Here is a 17411-nt window from a genome sequence, read left to right as displayed (position 1 = left end):
AGTATAGTCTTTCAGGAGTTTTTACTGTTCACTGATAACTGTTTACTGAAATTTAACCAACTTTAGCAATTTCGCCATGTTCAATCTTTGTACCAAGTAACTTCAGAAATTCTGCCAGCCAACGAGGATGAGCTGGCCAAGCAGGTGCAGTTACTAAGCTGTCATCAACGATTGCTTCATCTACTGGAATATCAACATAAATTCCACCTGCACGACTTATATCTGGTCCACAAGCAGGATAGCCGGTACAACTCCTTCCTTCTAATACATTCGCCGCTGCTAGTAGTTGCAAACCGTGACAAATAGCAGCAATGGGTTTGTTGGTTTGAGCAAAGTATCGAGTAATTTCTAATACTTTCTGGTTCAAACGGATATATTCGGGGGCGCGTCCTCCAGGAATAACTAGAGCATCATAAGTATCAGTTTTTACTTCATCAAAAGTGGCATTTAAAATAAAATTGTGACCTGGTTTTTCACTATAAGTTTGGTCTCCTTCAAAGTCGTGAACAGCAGTTCGTACTTTTTCACCCGCTTTTTTCTCAGGACAGACTGCATGAACAGTATGTCCAACCATTTGTAGCGCTTGGAAAGGAACCATAACTTCATAGTCTTCTACATAGTCCCCAACAATCATTAAAATTTTCTTGGCAGGCATATTTTTATATCCTCACTTGCATAGTAAAAAATAATTTGGCAACACTTATATTATCTTGCTCCTTTCAAACCTTAGTATAATTAAACACTTTTTATTAAAAACTGACCAATCATGCCTTGATGATACAAGCCCCCAGATTTATCTATGGAATAAATCGAAAATCCACGCGTCCAAAATAGTATGACTTTCAGTAATACTAACTCGGCTTACTGACTCTGTGTGCTGACAATTCTAAAAATTTTATAACAAGTTAAATTCTCTCAAAGCTGGTAAAAAGTTTTGATTTTCATGACTAGAACGACTCAGTTTAATTAGGGCAAAACGCTGTAAAGGATTAAGATTTGACCAATGTACAGTAGTGATATTTACGCCTATTCCTTGAGCTTTTTCACTTACACTTGTTGGCACAGTATTCGCATCCATCCATGCTGGATGAGATTCGATTGTTAATTCAGCTACAGGCGTACCATTACGTTTTAAAATCAATTCTTGGATATAACTGCGATAAGCTTTAATTTCCGATTCTGTAGTGCAAGGTAGTTCAACAAGATGTTGACGCTCTAATTGAGTCATGTGATTCCAATCTGATAATTTTAGTTTGATCCCACTAGTGTCGAGCTTATAACGCACCTGCATAGGTATGCAACGTAGAGAATCAACAAAATCTGCCTCAAATTGAAAAAAATATGCTGCCATAACTTAAGCAAAAAATAACTAATAACTACTAACCACTAACTATATATTAACCAATCTGGAGACTTCTCATAGCACACCTCTACAACTAGCAACCACCAACTTCATCTAATTTTTTGCATTAGTTTTACGAATAATCCAATAGCTAATTGAAAGAGAAAGTAGAGCTATTCCTAGACCAATAATATCAATACCAGAAACTTTTTCTAAATCCAAAATAATAATTTTACGTGCTACGGCAATCAAAGAAGTAACAATCACTAATTCTACTTGTAGAACATGTTTTTTGAGATATCCTGTGATATTTTCCAGAATTTCTAAAGCAATTAAAATATTTAAAAATAAGCCAAAAATTTTGAATAAAGTTGTATTAAATTTACCATAGGGTGTGTCAAATAATTCTCTAAAAAGAAAAATACCTAAATCAAACACAGCTACAAAAATTACCACCACCATCATAACAGAGAGAGTTTTTGATACAAGCACCTCTATATTTTCAATTAGGTGCATAAAGCCTTCATCTTTTCCTACTTCCCGAATTCGCCTAAATAACTTTCTCATCTGCCACACCTTGTAGTAAATAATTGGTGATAGCAATTACATAACTTGGTTGTGATTCCAGGGTCAAGCCCTTGGGAGAAGTAAAATTTCATCAAAATACAACTTACGCCCAATTAGTAACCAGTGATCTGCATTGTGGCTTTTTAGTTTACTGGCTATAGATTGGTTTGAGCGATCGCACAATCTAAATAATCATGATGTTAAGTATTGTAAAATTAAGTATCTCTGGGAAATATATATATCCCACAAAAAGTTCAGGTAGACGGGGAAAACATTAAAGTCCAGCAAACCATTCGTAACCTTGGTCTTCCCAATAACCTTTTAATGGAAATAAATTACTAACCACAGTAATTCTGGTTATCCATTTACTTTGCTTGTAACCAAGTTTAATTGGTGAAGCCAAACGCAAAGGCGCACCATTATTTCTTGGTAAAGGCTCACCATTTTTTTGATAAGCTAACAATGTTTGAGGATGTAATGCAGAAGCAATATCCCAACTAGAATAATAGCCATCTGCTGATTGGAAATAGACATATTTGACATTCTGCTGAGGTTGGGCAAGTGCTACAATTTCTCTTAGGCGTACACCACCCCATTGCACAATCGCCGCCCAACCCTCTACGCATACATGGCGAATAATCATCCCAGTCATAGGCAAAGCTTGAATATCGTTTATGCTAAGACTCAAGGGATTATTTACCTCACCATCAACCACCAAACGATATTTAGTTGAATCAATAACCGGAGTACCTCGAAAGCTATTGACGATCAAAGCTGTTGGTTGAATTTCACTGTGAGAAAATTCAGGTACAGGCTGTTGTGATTTAAATAATAAACTTTCAACTTTTTGATTTAATGGTTCAGAAACTTCACCAACAACATCTTCTAATATTGGTACACCACAACTATCAAGAAAAAAACTCATACTAGATAGTCCAGATATTGTTAAAAACTGACGCCGTGAGAACTTATGAATTAAAGACATAATTTATTGGTAATCGGTAATTGGTAATCGATAATCGGTAGTAATTGGTTAGTCTTAGTCAATAGTAAAAGGTCAATAGTGATTTAGTTATTCTCCCCATCCCTCATCCCTCATCCCTCATTCCTCATCTCTCATCCCTCATCCCTCATCCCCTTCACCAAAACATAGAATCTGTCAATTGTGAACCACCTGCTTTTTTTCCCAACCACCAATGAACAAGAGCAAAAATAATCACGAGTGGTACTGAAGCAAAGTGAACAATTCTCAATGCTTGCCAACTTCCAAATATATCAACAATCCAGGGAAATTGAGCAGGTTTATACATTCCTATACCTGTAAATAATGCCAAAAGGAGTATGGGAATTATACTTGTGTAAACTATACGATGCCAAGCATAAATAAGGCGTTTGGGATTTTGAGTTTTTTGTAATGCTTTGATATCATTCGCACCTACAAATCTGTGTCGCCAGCGACGGGTAATCAAAATATAAAATCCATACCACAAAAGGTTAAGTGAAAATAGCCACATCGCGGCAAAATGCCAATGTCTTCCTCCTGCTAGCCAACCACCTAAGGTAAATATCGGTGGAATATGCAAACCAGATCTTCCACCGAAAACAGGGTTAGCATTGTAAATTTGCAATCCGCTAGTGAGCATAATAAACAGGCTAATTATATTAATCCAGTGAAAAATTTTAGCTCCCCTTGCTTGGTTTGGTAACTTTTGATGCTTAGAAGTAACATTTACGAGCATAAATATTCACTCAGTATAAACTAGAACAAAGAAAAGAGAAAAATAAATTTTAGCGGGTTTAAATCATGCTGATAAACTTAAGAATAATTTTAGAACATGTTCGCTTGAATACTTATATTATCAGCCCGTGTTGGTAATTTCATTAGGAGAATTATCTAATAGTTGCGATAGTCAAATACTACTCTGACTCTGCGGAAAACTGACTTAACGGGTCATTACAGTGCTAGTATAAAGTGATTATTCTAACTTGATATTAAAATTTAAATTTTCTGATTTCTCCAACTTCTGAAAGAAGTTTTATTTTTACGCATATTTCGGGGCAAACCTGAACAGAGAACATTAAGTGTACTGAGTTTTTTAAGTGCAAAACATAAGCTAGGCGAGCAAAAATAAAATTTGATTTATATATAAAAGCTTACTTGACAAAAATAGAGGTGATAAAGTAGAGGTATATTTTTTTTCTTGTTCGACTTATAAATTCTATTTTCATAATTTTTTCAAAATTATTATTTACCTTGACTAGCATTTTTGGTGGTAGCCAATTTTTAAATTTGTTGAGCTACTGGTACGATAATAAAAATACCCTATTGCTTGTATGAAATTGTAAAATATTTTCTAACTCTGGTCATTATAGAACAATCATTTGAGGCGATATAAGATACAGTAAGAGCCAATAACTGATGAGTATAGATGAAGTCATACTTCTACTAAAAGCAAGCTTACCCAATGCACTGACATCACTGCAAGAATTAATATTGCGTTCTTCTTGGGAAGGAAAAACTTACAATAACATAGCGCTAGAAGCACACTACGGAGAAGAGCGAGTTAGGAAAGTTGCTTCTAATTTATGGCAAATGATGAGTGATTTCTGGAAAGAATCGATTAATAAATCCAACTTTCGTCAGGTTCTCGAACATCGCCAACTCAGTAGAATGCAACACCAGTTAATAAGAGAATTTCATCGTGCTGCTACAGCAGTATCCTTAGAATTCCCCGCGGGACCAGTATCCCTCGATTCTAGATTTTACATTCCTCGCCCACCAGTTGAGGAATTAGCTTACACAGAAATTGCTGAACCAGGAAGTGTTCTGTGTATCAAAGCTCCGAAAAAAATGGGTAAAAGCTCCCTCATTTTAAGGATATTGGCTCATGCAAATAATCTTGGCTATCAAACAGTGAGCTTGGACTTTCAACAAGCAGATAAAGCAGTATTTGTCAATATTGATAAATTTCTGCGCTGGTTTTGTGCCAATCTTAGTAGAGAGTTACAGTTAGAACCGAAACTCAATGAGTTTTGGGATGAGGATATGGGTAGTAAAATCAGCTGTTCTCTGTATATCCAGACATACTTGCTACAGTCAATAGAAACTCCCCTCGTCCTAGTATTGAATGAGGTGGATTGGGTGTTTGACTATCCAGAAATTGCTTCCGAATTTTTGCCATTATTACGTTCGTGGTATGAACAAGCAAAACGAGTAAGTATTTTGCAAAAACTCCGCATAGTCATGGCTTACTCCACGGAAGTTTTTTTATCCTTGAAGGTAAATCAATCTCCATTTAATATTGGTTTACCACTACGGCTACCACCATTTACAAAAGAGCAAGTGCAGAATTTAGCCCAGTGTCATGGATTAGACTGGACAGGTTATTCTGATGTTGAGAAATTAATGGCGATGGTGGGCGGACATCCTCACTTAGTGAGGTTAGCATTATATCATCTTGTCGGTAAGGGAGGCTTAGAAAACGATTTAGAACGGATATTGCAACAAGCACCTACAGAGACAGGAATTTATAGAGACTATTTGAGTCAGTACATGCTCATACTGCAACAAGAGACACAATTAGCAGATGCGTTTCGTGAAGTGGTTACAGCTACGGAGCCTGTACAAATAGAACCGACGCTAGCATATAGATTACATAGTACCGGGCTTGTGAAATTAGAAGGCGATCGCGTGAGTGTAGCATGTGAATTATTTCGCCTGTATTTTCGTGAAAAACTCAATAATAGTAATAGTTTCAGCCGTTGGCGTGTGGCAGAATTAGAAAAAGAAAACCAAAAATTACGTCTTCTATCAAGCTTAGATGAATTAACTCAGTTAGCTAATCGGCGTTATTTTCATACTTATTTGCAACTTGAATGGCAACGTTCAATGCGCGAATGTACTCCTTTATCAATGATTTTATGTGATATTGATTATTTCAAAATTTATAATAAAACCTATGGAAATAGCGCTGGAGATATTTGTTTAGAGCAAATTGCTCATACGATCCGCGACACCCTTAAAAATTTGTTGTTAAATAATCATCTCTCCTATGTCAGCACAGCTTTAGGTACAGAAAATTCATGCAATCCAAATATGGGACACGAAAATCATTCATCATTGCTAGCTCGTTATGGGGGAGAAGAATTTGCGATTTTGATCAATGTAGATGCAGTTACTGCTGTACATATCGCTGAAAAAATTCGCGAACAAGTCAAAGCTTTAGCAATTACCTGTGAATATCCTGGGATTGGTGGTTTGCCTGCTAATGTTTTAACTGTGAGTTTAGGTGTTGCTAGCATAACTCCCAAAGAGAAAAGCGAACCTGAATTTTTAGTCAATACAGCAGAAAAAGCTCTTTACCAAGCCAAAAGAAAAGGACGCGATCGCGTAGTTATGGGTTAGCTAATAACTTGAAACTCATTGCAAGCCAACGACACCACAATATTTTCAGCATTTACTTCGATCAGCCAGCGATCGCTTAATCTACCATCAGAAAGTTGTTCCAGACAACGAACAACTCCGGTTTTGCCAGCAACATAAACCGGTTCTAGAATTAATACTTTGGCTCCTACTTGAACATTCTCTGAGTTATGCAATAGCTGTGTTAGGTAAGTAAAATCCGAAGTTAATAATAACCTAAAATTAACTTTTTCTTAACTAAAAGATTTACTTTCTCTATCCTGCCCAAATTATCATGTTTGTTGACAGCAGTCCAACAGCATATTGCTGAGAGTATCAATTTGAACTGCCCAAATCTATTTTGAAAAAAACTGGCTCAGAAGGACAGCTAGCTATCTGTACCTCTAAGCCTTAGTTTAGTGTCGATAAAAATCTAACAGCTTTGTTTAACTTTGGGAGAAGTTGTTTTTGTTTTTCTCCTTTTGACCTTTTCTCAAAGCACCTAAAGCAAATAGTCCCAATGCTGTAGCCAAAGCCGGTTCAGGCACTTTTTTAGGTGTAGATTCAGGCGGAGTAGGTTGATAGTAAGTTGTCGGAGTGGGTGCGGGTGCGGGTGTGGGTGCGGGTGTGGGCGCGGGTGTGGGTGCGGGTGTGGGTGCGGGTATGGGTGTACCATACTGGAAGCGGATATTACCAATGCTGTAGCCAAAGCCGGTTCAGGCACTTTTTTAGGTGTAGATTCAGGCGGAGTAGGTTGATAGTAAGTTGTCGGTGTGGGTGCGGGTGCTGGTGTTGGTGCGGGTGCTGGTGTTGGTGTTGGTGTTAAACTAGCTTCACTTAACGATGTACCATACTGGAAGCGGATATTACCAATCTTGGTTATATCAAAGTCGGAGATCAGCCCCGATAAAAGGAACGTGGCGGAACCTTTAACAAAAGTTCCATCTTTGACAGCTTTGTTTGCATCATCAGAGTAATTGCTGATAATACCGTAATTAAATTGTTGTCCACCACCACCTTGGAAAATATCCAAGCCAGCAGTACCGATACCATAATCCTGAGTGATACCAGGTAGTCCATTAGTATTGCTAGCGTTTGGTAACTTCCATTCATTTAGAGAGCCAAGAAGATCAACATTGTTTCCAACAGTGGAAGAGCCACTAACTACAGTTGAGGCTGTAGCTGACAACAACGATAAATTTAGGGGAGAGCCGTTATAGTCCCAGAAGACTGCTGTCAAAACATCAGAAGGATTTGATATACCCATCGAAGACGTATTAGACAGAGTCAGTGACAATATGCCATTTTCTAAAAAATCAAAGACCGCTGATGCTGCTAGAGGATCATTAGATTTGTCGTAAGTATTCGTTCCTGTTGCTGAAAAACTAATAGTACCCTTGCTAGTTGGTGCGGGTGCTGGTGCTGGCGCGGGTGCTGGTGCTGGTGTAGCTTGGTTTTGACTGTTACCATTGCCATTACCTTTACCATTGCCATTACCAGCATAAGCACTGCTGACTACACCAGTTCCAACTACGGCAAATGTCACTAAACCTACGACTAAATGTGTAAGGGTTGATTTTGAATATGTTGACATTATCTCTCTTTTTTTGTTTGACAAAAGCGTTTGGGTTGCTTTTATGTAACTCGTTTTTATAACTGTATAAATTTTCACAAAAATTTTCTGTTAAATCTATATTTTTTGTCTAAAAAAAAGCCGATTATATTGAAGATTTGTTTTATTTTATGTTAACTAAATTCAGTGATTTTACTGAAATTTATATACAGCAGATTTCAGGTAAATGAGGTACAAATTTTAGAAACAAAGCCATATACCAAGAAACTTTCAAATCTGTTCCCTGTTCCCTGTTCCCTGCTGTAAATAGACAACTTTTGGAGTTGAGACCAAAAAATAAATAAGGGAAGGCACTCACCTTCCCTGAAATACAAAGACATTATCATAGTATTTAGACTTAACTTAATTTATTGCTTTACGTACCCAGCCATTAATAGTAAAACGACTATCGACAAAAGCTCTGGAGTTGCAACTTACAGGGAGAACTTCATGCATACAGCGGCTAAGAAAGAAAACAATACTGTTGTTACGTGGTTCTATTTTTGTAAATGATTCTGCTTTTACATATAAGTTATTTTTTATTTTGCTGTCATATAACAGCAATTCACCACCCGCAAATGCTTTTGGCTCTCGATAAAAATAATAAACAAAAGTCAATTCTCTGTTAGCAGTATCAGAGCTACCATTATCATTATGAATTTTATAAAAATTACCATCATTGTGTGCTGTTAATTGAGCTTCAATTTGAGATATAGTAAATGAGGTAATTCCTAATTTGCTAATTATATCTGGAATCATCGCTCTCACACGTTTTACAATCATATCTGAGAAATCAGAAAATGAATAAAGAACCATTGAACGACGATAATTTACATCATTTGTCGAAGTACTTGTAGGTACAAATTCAGATTCTTTTTTGAGAACATATTTAATTAATTTTTTGTATTCTTCTGAGCTAATAAAATTATCTATTTGTACATAATCAGAAGTTAATATATCTGTCGATTGATGTTGATGATTTTCTATTTGCTGTAAAAAAATGGGTGGTTCTGTCATAAGCCCAGTTAGATGTTCACTAGGAAAACATAAAACAGAACGTCCTTCATCAATGGGAATTTGAAATAAACTCTGACAAGCAGATTCTTGTTTATATGCACGAGCTACAACAGCTTTTAAAAGATTATGCAATGTAGGCGCATCTGCTCTCAAATAAACAGTGTACTCATGTCCTCCTGTGAGAAGAAGCTTTACTTTGACGTCTCTCGACTCAAGTTGCTTTGAAGCTAACTGCATAAATATTGCCTAGTTACAATAATGCGAAATATTTTTAACAATAGTTTTGAAATAGTTATATCAAATCTAAACTTAAAAATTATTCTTATCTACCGCACAAACACTGGTTTTCGGATTTTGTTTAATAAATTAGGGGTGAACTGCTGATCACCCCCATGTAATATTTTTATCAATTAATTATTCTTAAGTATTTACCGAGAGGAAGTCGCGTATTGAACCAGTTGACCGAGACGCTGACGTAGAGTTTCTAATCCCAAGCGATTGCTTGCAGAAATAAACACCGCTAGGGGAAATTCTTCCCGTGCTTGAGCTAGAGTCTCACTACTAACTTGGTCAATTTTGTTAAAAACAACCAGTGCTGGGCCGGGTGTGACTGGCATTTGAGCTAAAATTTCTCTGACTGAACGAATATGACTTAACCAAGCAGGATGAGACAAATCCACTAAATGTAGCAAAGCATCAGCTTCTGTTACCTCTTCTAAGGTAGCGCGGAAGGCATCCATTAACGATGCTGGTAATTCATGAATAAAACCTACCGTGTCTGTAATCAGAATTTCTTGGGGTTCATTAGTTGCTGCGTGGGGAACAACTAAGCGACGTGTGGTAGGGTCAAGGGTAGCAAATAGCTGGTCGGCGGTGTAAACTTCGGCATTTGTTAAAGCATTCAACAAGGTGGACTTACCTGCGTTTGTATAACCAACCAAAGCTACGGAAGAAATTTCTCGGTTTTGTCGCCGTTGTCGTAATCGTTCTCGATGGGCCTGTAGCTGGTTAACTTCTTGTTGTAAACGAGAAATACGCCGACCGATAGCACGGCGCTCGGTTTCCAATTTAGTTTCACCAGGACCACGAGTACCGATACCACCACCCAGTCGAGACATGGCTTGTCCTCTCCCAGTTAGTCGTGGCAGCATATATTCTAACTGCGCCAATTCTACTTGTAATTTACCAGCACGAGATTGGGCGCGTTGGGCAAAAATATCCAAAATTACTTCCGTACGGTCAACGACTCGCAAACCAATTTGAGTCTCTAGGTTACGGACTTGGGAGGGTGAAAGATCGCGATCAAAAACTACAAGATTAGCTCCCAAAGTTTGTGCTGTCAGGGCTATTTCTTGTACTTTACCTTCACCAACTACCGTTTGGGGATGAATACGCGATCGCTTCTGCCATAAAGTTTGTAATACTTCTCCACCAGCAGTATCTACTAATCGCCCCAATTCTGCCACAATGTCTTGGAATTGTTGGGATGAGAGATCATCGGTCAGGACTCCGACTATTACCACGCGATCATGATCAGTGTCTACCTCTTGGGCGACAAATTCCCGCCGGAAACCCTCTTCTAGTTCTTCAACTAGATCAACCAAGTCCTGTTTGGTCAGTGCATCCAGACTCATTGGTGGCGATACGTTCCAACTTGGGGATGGAACATTACCATTTTCTGGCTTTAAAGAGGGACTGGTAATCAGGGTGCGGGAATCTTGTGATATCAGGTGCGCTAAATATGCTTCTTTAACGTATCCTGTAGCCCCACCACCCCGTTTTTGGAATCCTGTGCCGGTAATATTTATTACTGCTAATGCGTCAAGGCGTTGTAGTGCCATAGAAGTCAGTGCCGATTCGTTAGGCGGTTCTGACTTTAAGTGTGTGGCAATACAACGGATACCGCTAAGTCGTTCCGCACCGTAACGGGGCAATTCCAAGGGTGGAATTTGCGTTTGACGCGGAGTGCCAACCCCAACGCGGATCACTTGTCCACGACGATTGAGATAGGTACATACAGGTTGATTGATTTCTGTACTAATAGCTGCCAAACGCTGGGCAAACTCCGGCGTAGTGATGCGGTCGCCCGGAATGCGTTGGTGGTACAGCCGCTGTAGTTGCTTTAGCTGGCTGGACTTTAAACCTTGAAGATTACCGAAAATAGTCTCGATAAGCGTATTTGACCAGTGAACTGGTCCTCCGAATCCGACTTTTTCTATTTTACAATACTGTTTTTATGTCAAAACTCTTACTGATTGTGATGTTACCAGATGCGGAATGCGGTTTTCAAACCTAACAGAGCAGCAAATGCGATCGCTCTACTGACAACGTTAAAATAAACCCATAAATACCTGATGCCCAAACCATGTCCCTTGCCAAAGAATTAGACTCTCCCCAAGGCATCCCAGAAGATGTTATCCTTCCCCCAAGTGATTTATACAGCGATGAGCCTCCTTTGGAAACTGAACTGCATCTGCGGCAAATAATCCTACTTTTCAAATGCCTGGAATGGTTGTGGCGAGACAGAACTGATTTCTATGCTGCTGGCAATCTGACTATTTACTACAGCTTCAGTAAAAGTAAATCAGAAGACTTCCGGGGGCCAGATTTTTTTGTTGTGCTAGACACGGAGCGCAAAGCTCGTAAAAGTTGGGTAGTTTGGGAAGAAGATGGCAAATATCCGAATGTAATTCTGGAAATTCTCTCTGAATCCACAGCTCATACTGATAAAGAAGTTAAGAAAAAACTTTACCAAAATACCTTCCGCACACCCGATTATTTTTGGTTCGATCCATACACATTAGAATTCGCTGGTTTTCATTTAGTAGACGGCAAGTACCAACCCTTAGAAGCAAATAATCAAGGGCATTTATGGAGTCAGCAGCTAGGTTTATATCTAGGTATTCATCAGGGTTTATTGCGTTTTTTTACACCTGAAGGACAGTTAATTCCAACACCGGAAGAAGAAGCTGAGTCTGAACGTCAACAGAAAGAACTAGCACTAAGTAGAGCAGAAAGATTAGCTGCTAAATTGCGGGAGTTAAATATCGATCCAGATACAATTTAGCGTTAAAGATATTTAACTATAACCAAAACTGGCGATCGCCATCAAGCGTACTAGGACGAATACCTTGTAACCGCAGATAAGCCATGCGGTCAGATCCATAGAGTGGCATAGGTAAACGGGGTTCTTTCAAAGCTCCATGATGCAAAAGCGTCAGTTTGAGAGTTGTGTCTAGAACACTTTCAATTGATACTTGATACCCTTTCTCATGAACAGTCAAACGTATAGGACGAGCCAAACCAACTTTATCAGGAACTTTAGTAGTTACCAGAATAGCTTCACGAGATGACAAACGAAGTGCTAATCCTTGTGATGGTGGGATCACAGCTTTTTGCTCTAGGTTATATAATCGGGGGACACCAGATTTCTTACATTCTACTAAGATGAATTTCGCACCTATTGCTTTGGCTCTCTCCACTAAATAGTCAACTTCTTTACCAACAAACGAACCATCACGGTAAATTAAGATAGTTTTGTTTGCTAATTCAGTAGCAGGTAGTAAGCGCTCCAATAGTTTCGGTGGTATTGCCTCACCATCAATGAGATCATCTTCGAGTCGATAACGAACAAACTCCCCTTGTTTGCCATATAAACGCACGCTAGCACAAGCATTTCTTGTTCCTGCTTGCCTTTTTTTAGAAATTCTAGAAATATCCAAACCAATAAAATGATCAGCTATATCTAAAGGTTCAGCCAGAATGAAAGGTAAATTACCCAGTTTTGCCAGAATTCCTGGAATCACTTGGTTCAAAATATACTGATACTTCCCAGAATCACTTAAAGTATCCTCATAAATTATCTGGCTGGCAATCTGACGACGAAGTAGCAAAGAGTAAATTTGATGGTAGAAGCTACCTTCATCTGTATCATCAGTATGGCGATCGCTTTCAGGTAAAAACGCCAAAACAATGTCATGCGGTATCTCAACTAATTCATTGACAGTTCTCTCAACTGCTGCTCTTGCTTCAGTTTTAGTCAAGTTTTTAATTGATAATGGTGTTTTTGTAATTACCTCACTTTTAAAGCCATATTTTGCCAGACGTTGAGTTAACTGATCCAGAAATAAAGATACTGTTGCATCGCACAGCTTCAGGGCCGCAATCCGAATTACTTTTGATTTATCTTTAAATTTAGTGTGACGACGATAAACACCACCAGTTGATAATCCTTTGAGAACTTCAGTTCTCTTGCCAGTAATACCGTTGCCAAAAAGCAAAGTTGTCTCCTCTAATTTAACCGGAGGTTTCCAGAACAAGCTTGGATAGTCACGACTGTTGATACTAAGTTCCAATTGCATTCCATAAGCCCTTAAAGCAGCTTGGGCTGTTTCTTTATAGGAAGCTAAGAGATTAGTCCTTTCTTGATGGATAATTTTAGTAGCCTTCAGTAGCTTGCCATATTCTACTTCAAATTGATTAGCTGTCTCAGATGTCACACAGGGACGCAAAGCCGCCATAGCATAATGAAACTGCTTTGTATCCTTACCAAACTGTATAGCAACTACAGGTTGGTTGTCTGGTGCTTCTCGCAGTGCTTGTTTACTAGTTGAACCAGTAGCTTTTTCCAAAAGTTGATCTCTATATTCTCCGATGGTTCCAACCAGACCTACAATTGTTGCCTTATTACCTCGTTCAATTTCTTGAACTTTAAAGCCTATTAAAAACTCTTCTGGTTTTTGCATTTGATGATGTTTTTCGTAAAATTCAGCTAGATTTTCACGAAACACAATGCTACTGCTAACTGTTAAAGTCAGAGCAGGATGTAAACTACCTTGTAATTCGATAGTTTCTGTCCAAAAATCTGGTTCTCTTCTGACTATGACTCCATTATTAGAGAAAGCAATTGGATAGTCAAATTTAGCTTTATTTAATACTTGAACCGCAAAAAGAGAAAGAATGAATGGTGTTAATTGAGGATGACGTACTGATTGAAACCCAAATAAACGTTCCTTAAAGTCGTCTACTTCATCTTGAATTCTGATGAGAGTTGCTTGCAATTCATCCTTGTTGGGTATTTGTCTATTAGAAGATACCAAAACCCAAAAATAAGGGTGATGCCATATCACAACAGTTTCGGACAGTTTTCGACTAAAATGATAGCTTAATCTGTTACCATCTTTTTTTTCTATTTCAGGTGTGAGTCGAAAACACATAAACTTAAGTTGTGAAGTTGTTAGTGGAAAAACTTCACTGAAAGATTTGTAGACTTGGGGAGGCACAGTAGCCAAACTCATGCAGGAACCTCATATTGAGAAAATAGGCAAATTGAAGTGAATTGGCAATTACGGCAAGAAATACCAGGATTAGCTGGAAATATATTGGCAAATTCAGATGGATTTTTCTTATAGCGCTGTAACTCTTTTTGATGTTCTTGGGCTATTTGTGCTAACTTTTCCTGAATTGCTTTGAGTTGAGCATCTGTAGCAGTAATTGACTCAGAGCGCTTACCAGTTTCCAAGTTATAAAACGAAGCTGCTGCTTTTTGTTGAGGATACAGATAAGACACTGCCAACAGGTAAACAAATGCTTGTCTTCTATCAAAATCAGATGTACCTGTTTTAAAATCTAAAATATTGAGTCTGCCATCTGATTCGAGAAAAATACAGTCGATAGCTGCAAATAAATTAAAAAAATAATGACCTTGCTGAATGAGAATTGGTTTTGGAATTCCTTCATCTCCTCGACTAAGTTGAATGATGTTTTTGCCAAAGAGGATTGGCATCTGATAATAATTTTTTAAAATTTTAATCACTCGCTGCTGAACTTCAGCAGGCTTTTGGTGTAATTCCAGTTTTTCTGCTACTATCTCAACACCATCTGATTGGTGAAATAATTGGACATCTTGGTGAAATTCGTAAATACCTTTTTGCGCCAGTAAACCAATATGCTGAGGAATAGTATTTTGTTCCAAAAGTACTTTCACCAATGCTTCTTTTTTTCGCGCTCTGGAAAAACCTCTTTTCATATCACAGTGCCAATATTCTTTTCCTACAGATGAAGCAAACTGTGACCAAATGTTAAAACTCACATACGGTCGCCACACCACAATTTATATCCTTGTAAACTTATAAATGTTGATTTTTTATTCAACACTACACTAGCTTGCATTGATTTTTTAGTCAACACGCTACTATGATATTGAGTTAAGTAGGAGAAAAAGTGAGTCAAAGTTTTGGTCAGCTTATCCGTCAAGCCCGTAAAGATAAGGGATTAAGTCAGCGTGAGCTAGCAAAACTAATAGGGCTAGATTTCACTTATCTATCTAAGTTGGAGAACGATCGCGCAGACTATCCTCCGAAAGAAGACGTTATTCGGTCTCTAGCGCAGAATTTAGATTTGGACGAGGAGGAATTAATTTTTTTAGCTGGGCGTATTCCTCAGCGTGATGAGGATTTTATCAAACAACATTACAAAACTATGCCTGCTCTGTTTCGTCGGATGCAGGAGAATCCTGATTTTGCTAAAAGAGTATTTCGAGAAGCTACAGAATTGGAAAATGAGGAGAAGCAAGGTTGAGCATCATTAAGCCGTATCGCTATATTCCTGACATAGAAATTGAAGCTAGGGCTAATGAAATTCTTAGACGGATGCAGGAAACGCCTAAATTTATTCCCAAATGGCCTTTAGATGCAACCCGTGTAGCGGAGTTTCTGGGGTTGGATGTTGTCTGGGATAGGATACCACCTGATGCTGAAGGACAAATAGCAGCAAGGATTCTGCCGTTAGAGCATCTGATTGAAATCAATGAAAATATTTTAGAACTCCCCAAAGGGTTTGAAGAATCAACGGTAGCGCATGAACTAGGACACTGGGAACTACACATTGATCAGAAGACTGCCGGCAAGTTTGAAGAACGGATAAAACAGGGTAATGAAATAGATATGCAGCCTTTTTTGTGCCGTGCTGTTAGTGGTCAACTACAAAAGATGGAACGGCAAGCTCAAAGTTTTGCTAGTTATTTGCTAATGCCTCGTTATATTCTGGAACAAATGGTAGCAGAACATGATTTGACGAAATGGTCTCACCTTTATGCAATGCAAAAGGATTTAGGTGTAACAATATCTAATCTTACAACTCGTTTAAAACAGCTAAACTGGATTATTATTTGTCCAGGTGACAAAACAATTTACTTGGGAAAGGCTGCACCTATTTCTAAAAAAATAGTTAAATCTTAATATTTTTTTGAGAATAATTGTTGTGTAAAATCGCACACCTAGCTGTGCGCCCCTACATAAAAAATTTGTCAAATCCTACTCTCAATACTGCTCGGATAAGACAAATCAATTGACATTTAAATCCTGTAGACGCGATATATCGCGTCTCTACAACCCCAAAATTATGACGAAAAATCCTATCCTTTGGAGTATTGACCCTACTCTTGCTCATCCGGTTCTTGCGGACGCTCAATAGCAGCAGGATTTACCGTCGCTTCATCCGCTCTACTGGAAGAGTCAGTACGATTTCCTACAACTTCTTGGGTATTTTCCGTACCATCGTCAGCAGCATTAGTGAGTCCACTGGCGTTGACGTTAGGTTTAGCAGAAGTGCCTTTATGGCTGGCGTGTCCACTGGACATAATAATTTCCTCGATTTGCGTCACTGAATACATCTCAGCTTAGATTCGCAAACACGAGGAATACCCTATCCACAGACTTAAATTCGTACTAATGTACTAAACTCCTGCTGCCACGACTGCTTTTTCTAACAAACCAGCAAACAACCTCAACCCATCTGTACCACCTAGTGCAGGATCTGCGGCTCTCTCTGGGTGTGGCATCATCCCTAAGACATTACCTGTAGTATTGCAAATACCGGCAATATTTTTGAGCGAGCCGTTAGGATTATCACCTTGGTAGCGGAACACTATTTGATTGTTATCTTCAAGTTTTGCTAGAGTCTTTTTATCTGCATAAAATCGTCCTTCCCCGTGGGCAATGGGTAAAGTGATAACTTCACCAGTAGAATAAGCTTGTGTCCAAGCTAAATCATTGCGTACGACTTTTAAGGGAGAGCGATCGCAAATAAAATGCAAATCCCGATTTCTCGTTAGTACTCCTGGTAATAACCCTGCTTCAGTTAATACCTGAAATCCATTGCAAATACCCAAGACAAATTTACCTTTTTGTACATGTTCGATGACTTGTTGCATTACGGGTGAGAAACGAGCGATCGCACCACAACGCAAATAATCACCATAACTAAATCCACCAGGGATAATCATCACATCTAAATCAGCGATATCCGTATCTTGATGCCAAACCATGCGAGTTGGTTGTCCTAAGATATCCCTGGTAACATAAGCAACATCGCGATCGCAATTAGAACCTGGAAAAACAACAACACCAAATTTCATAATTAGTCATTTGTCATTGGGCATTGGGCATTGGGCATGGGGCATTGGGCATTGG

17 protein-coding genes are annotated in these 17411 nt (G+C 38.5%); 4 read left to right on the top strand and 13 right to left on the bottom strand.

Annotated elements, in window-relative coordinates; translation table 11 throughout:
• Window positions 1–52 precede the first annotated feature (52 nt).
• The 5 genes from B4U84_RS14520 to B4U84_RS14500 all read right to left on the bottom strand — a co-directional run bounded on the left by B4U84_RS14520 (window position 53) and on the right by B4U84_RS14500 (window position 3648).
• On the bottom strand, window positions 53–655 hold the full coding sequence (locus B4U84_RS14520) for a DJ-1/PfpI family protein (RefSeq protein ID WP_131119054.1): 603 nt from the start codon (window positions 653–655) through the stop codon (window positions 53–55).
• Between the two features lie 240 nt (window positions 656–895).
• Window positions 896–1351 carry a nitrate reductase associated protein gene (locus B4U84_RS14515; RefSeq protein ID WP_131119052.1) on the bottom strand — a complete coding sequence of 152 codons (456 nt, stop codon included), beginning with the start codon at window positions 1349–1351 and terminating at the stop codon, window positions 896–898.
• A gap of 105 nt (window positions 1352–1456) precedes the next feature.
• Entirely contained in the window at window positions 1457–1909 is a 453-nt protein-coding gene (locus tag B4U84_RS14510) for a phosphate-starvation-inducible PsiE family protein (RefSeq protein ID WP_017309819.1), read from the bottom strand.
• A gap of 274 nt (window positions 1910–2183) precedes the next feature.
• The gene (locus tag B4U84_RS14505; RefSeq protein ID WP_131119050.1) at window positions 2184–2894 is read right to left on the bottom strand and encodes a molybdopterin-dependent oxidoreductase; all 711 of its coding nucleotides are present in this window, start codon (window positions 2892–2894) and stop codon (window positions 2184–2186) included.
• Window positions 2895–3048: 154 nt separating this feature from the next.
• Complete coding sequence (locus B4U84_RS14500; RefSeq protein ID WP_017309817.1) at window positions 3049–3648, bottom strand: cytochrome b/b6 domain-containing protein; 600 nt, start codon at window positions 3646–3648, stop codon at window positions 3049–3051.
• A gap of 680 nt (window positions 3649–4328) precedes the next feature.
• Here B4U84_RS14500 and B4U84_RS14495 point away from each other — a divergent pair.
• Entirely contained in the window at window positions 4329–6314 is a 1986-nt protein-coding gene (locus B4U84_RS14495) for an AAA-like domain-containing protein (RefSeq protein ID WP_017309816.1), read from the top strand.
• Here B4U84_RS14495 and B4U84_RS14490 read toward each other — a convergent pair.
• The 4 genes from B4U84_RS14490 to hflX all read right to left on the bottom strand — a co-directional run bounded on the left by B4U84_RS14490 (window position 6311) and on the right by hflX (window position 11111).
• Window positions 6311–6508 carry a hypothetical protein gene (locus B4U84_RS14490; RefSeq protein ID WP_017309815.1) on the bottom strand — a complete coding sequence of 66 codons (198 nt, stop codon included), beginning with the start codon at window positions 6506–6508 and terminating at the stop codon, window positions 6311–6313. The two genes, B4U84_RS14495 and B4U84_RS14490, sit on opposite strands and share 4 nt — an antisense overlap.
• 305 nt (window positions 6509–6813) lie before the next feature.
• On the bottom strand, window positions 6814–7905 hold the full coding sequence (locus tag B4U84_RS14485) for an XDD4 family exosortase-dependent surface protein (protein ID WP_207390953.1): 1092 nt from the start codon (window positions 7903–7905) through the stop codon (window positions 6814–6816).
• 381 nt (window positions 7906–8286) lie between these two features.
• Entirely contained in the window at window positions 8287–9177 is an 891-nt protein-coding gene (locus B4U84_RS14480) for a 2OG-Fe(II) oxygenase (RefSeq protein WP_131119048.1), read from the bottom strand.
• A 191-nt stretch (window positions 9178–9368) separates the two neighbouring features.
• Entirely contained in the window at window positions 9369–11111 is a 1743-nt protein-coding gene (hflX, locus tag B4U84_RS14475; protein WP_196797857.1) for a GTPase HflX, read from the bottom strand.
• 194 nt (window positions 11112–11305) lie between these two features.
• On the opposite strand from hflX, the gene B4U84_RS14470 reads away from it, so the two are divergent.
• Complete coding sequence (locus B4U84_RS14470) at window positions 11306–12007, top strand: Uma2 family endonuclease (RefSeq protein WP_131119046.1); 702 nt, start codon at window positions 11306–11308, stop codon at window positions 12005–12007.
• Window positions 12008–12023: 16 nt separating this feature from the next.
• Here the strand turns inward: B4U84_RS14470 and B4U84_RS14465 are convergent, their stop codons facing one another.
• Together B4U84_RS14465 and B4U84_RS14460 are read right to left on the bottom strand one after the other, a co-directional pair.
• The gene (locus B4U84_RS14465; RefSeq protein ID WP_131119044.1) at window positions 12024–14237 is read right to left on the bottom strand and encodes a Piwi domain-containing protein; all 2214 of its coding nucleotides are present in this window, start codon (window positions 14235–14237) and stop codon (window positions 12024–12026) included.
• Window positions 14234–15049 (bottom strand): PD-(D/E)XK nuclease family protein, encoded by an 816-nt coding sequence (locus B4U84_RS14460; protein ID WP_131119042.1) that lies wholly within the window; start codon window positions 15047–15049, stop codon window positions 14234–14236. The genes B4U84_RS14465 and B4U84_RS14460 overlap by 4 nt, the downstream gene beginning before the upstream one ends.
• A 113-nt stretch (window positions 15050–15162) precedes the next feature.
• Here B4U84_RS14460 and B4U84_RS14455 point away from each other — a divergent pair, with 113 nt between their 5' ends.
• Window positions 15163–15519, top strand: a complete 357-nt coding sequence (locus tag B4U84_RS14455) for a helix-turn-helix domain-containing protein (protein WP_017309808.1) — start codon at window positions 15163–15165, stop codon at window positions 15517–15519.
• Window positions 15516–16178, top strand: a complete 663-nt coding sequence (locus tag B4U84_RS14450; protein ID WP_044451672.1) for an ImmA/IrrE family metallo-endopeptidase — start codon at window positions 15516–15518, stop codon at window positions 16176–16178. Before B4U84_RS14455 ends, B4U84_RS14450 begins: the two co-directional genes overlap by 4 nt.
• Window positions 16179–16375: 197 nt before the next feature.
• Here B4U84_RS14450 and B4U84_RS14445 read toward each other — a convergent pair whose 3' ends face one another.
• Window positions 16376–16579, bottom strand: coding sequence for a hypothetical protein (locus tag B4U84_RS14445; RefSeq protein ID WP_017309806.1), 204 nt, complete (start codon window positions 16577–16579; stop codon window positions 16376–16378).
• 96 nt (window positions 16580–16675) lie between these two features.
• Entirely contained in the window at window positions 16676–17356 is a 681-nt protein-coding gene (gene purQ, locus B4U84_RS14440; protein WP_131119040.1) for a phosphoribosylformylglycinamidine synthase subunit PurQ, read from the bottom strand.
• Window positions 17357–17411: the final 55 nt, after the last annotated feature.

The organism is Westiellopsis prolifica IICB1 (genome assembly GCF_004323185.1).
Taxonomy (GTDB): domain Bacteria; phylum Cyanobacteriota; class Cyanobacteriia; order Cyanobacteriales; family Nostocaceae; genus Pelatocladus; species Pelatocladus prolificus_A.
This window is presented reverse-complemented; position numbering and strand designations above follow the sequence as displayed.

Excerpts from the sequence above, each read along its gene's own strand:
- B4U84_RS14445 (WP_017309806.1), bottom strand. The coding sequence starts at position 16,579 with ATGTCCAGTGGACACGCCAGCCATAAAGGCACTTCTGCTAAACCTAAC.
- B4U84_RS14480 (WP_131119048.1), bottom strand. The coding sequence starts at position 9,177 with ATGCAGTTAGCTTCAAAGCAACTTGAGTCGAGAGACGTCAAAGTAAAG.
- purQ (WP_131119040.1), bottom strand. The coding sequence starts at position 17,356 with ATGAAATTTGGTGTTGTTGTTTTTCCAGGTTCTAATTGCGATCGCGAT.
- B4U84_RS14465 (WP_131119044.1), bottom strand. The coding sequence starts at position 14,237 with ATGAGTTTGGCTACTGTGCCTCCCCAAGTCTACAAATCTTTCAGTGAA.
- B4U84_RS14485 (WP_207390953.1), bottom strand. The coding sequence starts at position 7,905 with ATGTCAACATATTCAAAATCAACCCTTACACATTTAGTCGTAGGTTTA.
- B4U84_RS14500 (WP_017309817.1), bottom strand. The coding sequence starts at position 3,648 with ATGCTCGTAAATGTTACTTCTAAGCATCAAAAGTTACCAAACCAAGCA.
- B4U84_RS14470 (WP_131119046.1), top strand. The coding sequence starts at position 11,306 with ATGTCCCTTGCCAAAGAATTAGACTCTCCCCAAGGCATCCCAGAAGAT.
- B4U84_RS14495 (WP_017309816.1), top strand. The coding sequence starts at position 4,329 with ATGAGTATAGATGAAGTCATACTTCTACTAAAAGCAAGCTTACCCAAT.
- B4U84_RS14505 (WP_131119050.1), bottom strand. The coding sequence starts at position 2,894 with ATGTCTTTAATTCATAAGTTCTCACGGCGTCAGTTTTTAACAATATCT.
- B4U84_RS14515 (WP_131119052.1), bottom strand. The coding sequence starts at position 1,351 with ATGGCAGCATATTTTTTTCAATTTGAGGCAGATTTTGTTGATTCTCTA.
- B4U84_RS14520 (WP_131119054.1), bottom strand. The coding sequence starts at position 655 with ATGCCTGCCAAGAAAATTTTAATGATTGTTGGGGACTATGTAGAAGAC.
- B4U84_RS14510 (WP_017309819.1), bottom strand. The coding sequence starts at position 1,909 with ATGAGAAAGTTATTTAGGCGAATTCGGGAAGTAGGAAAAGATGAAGGC.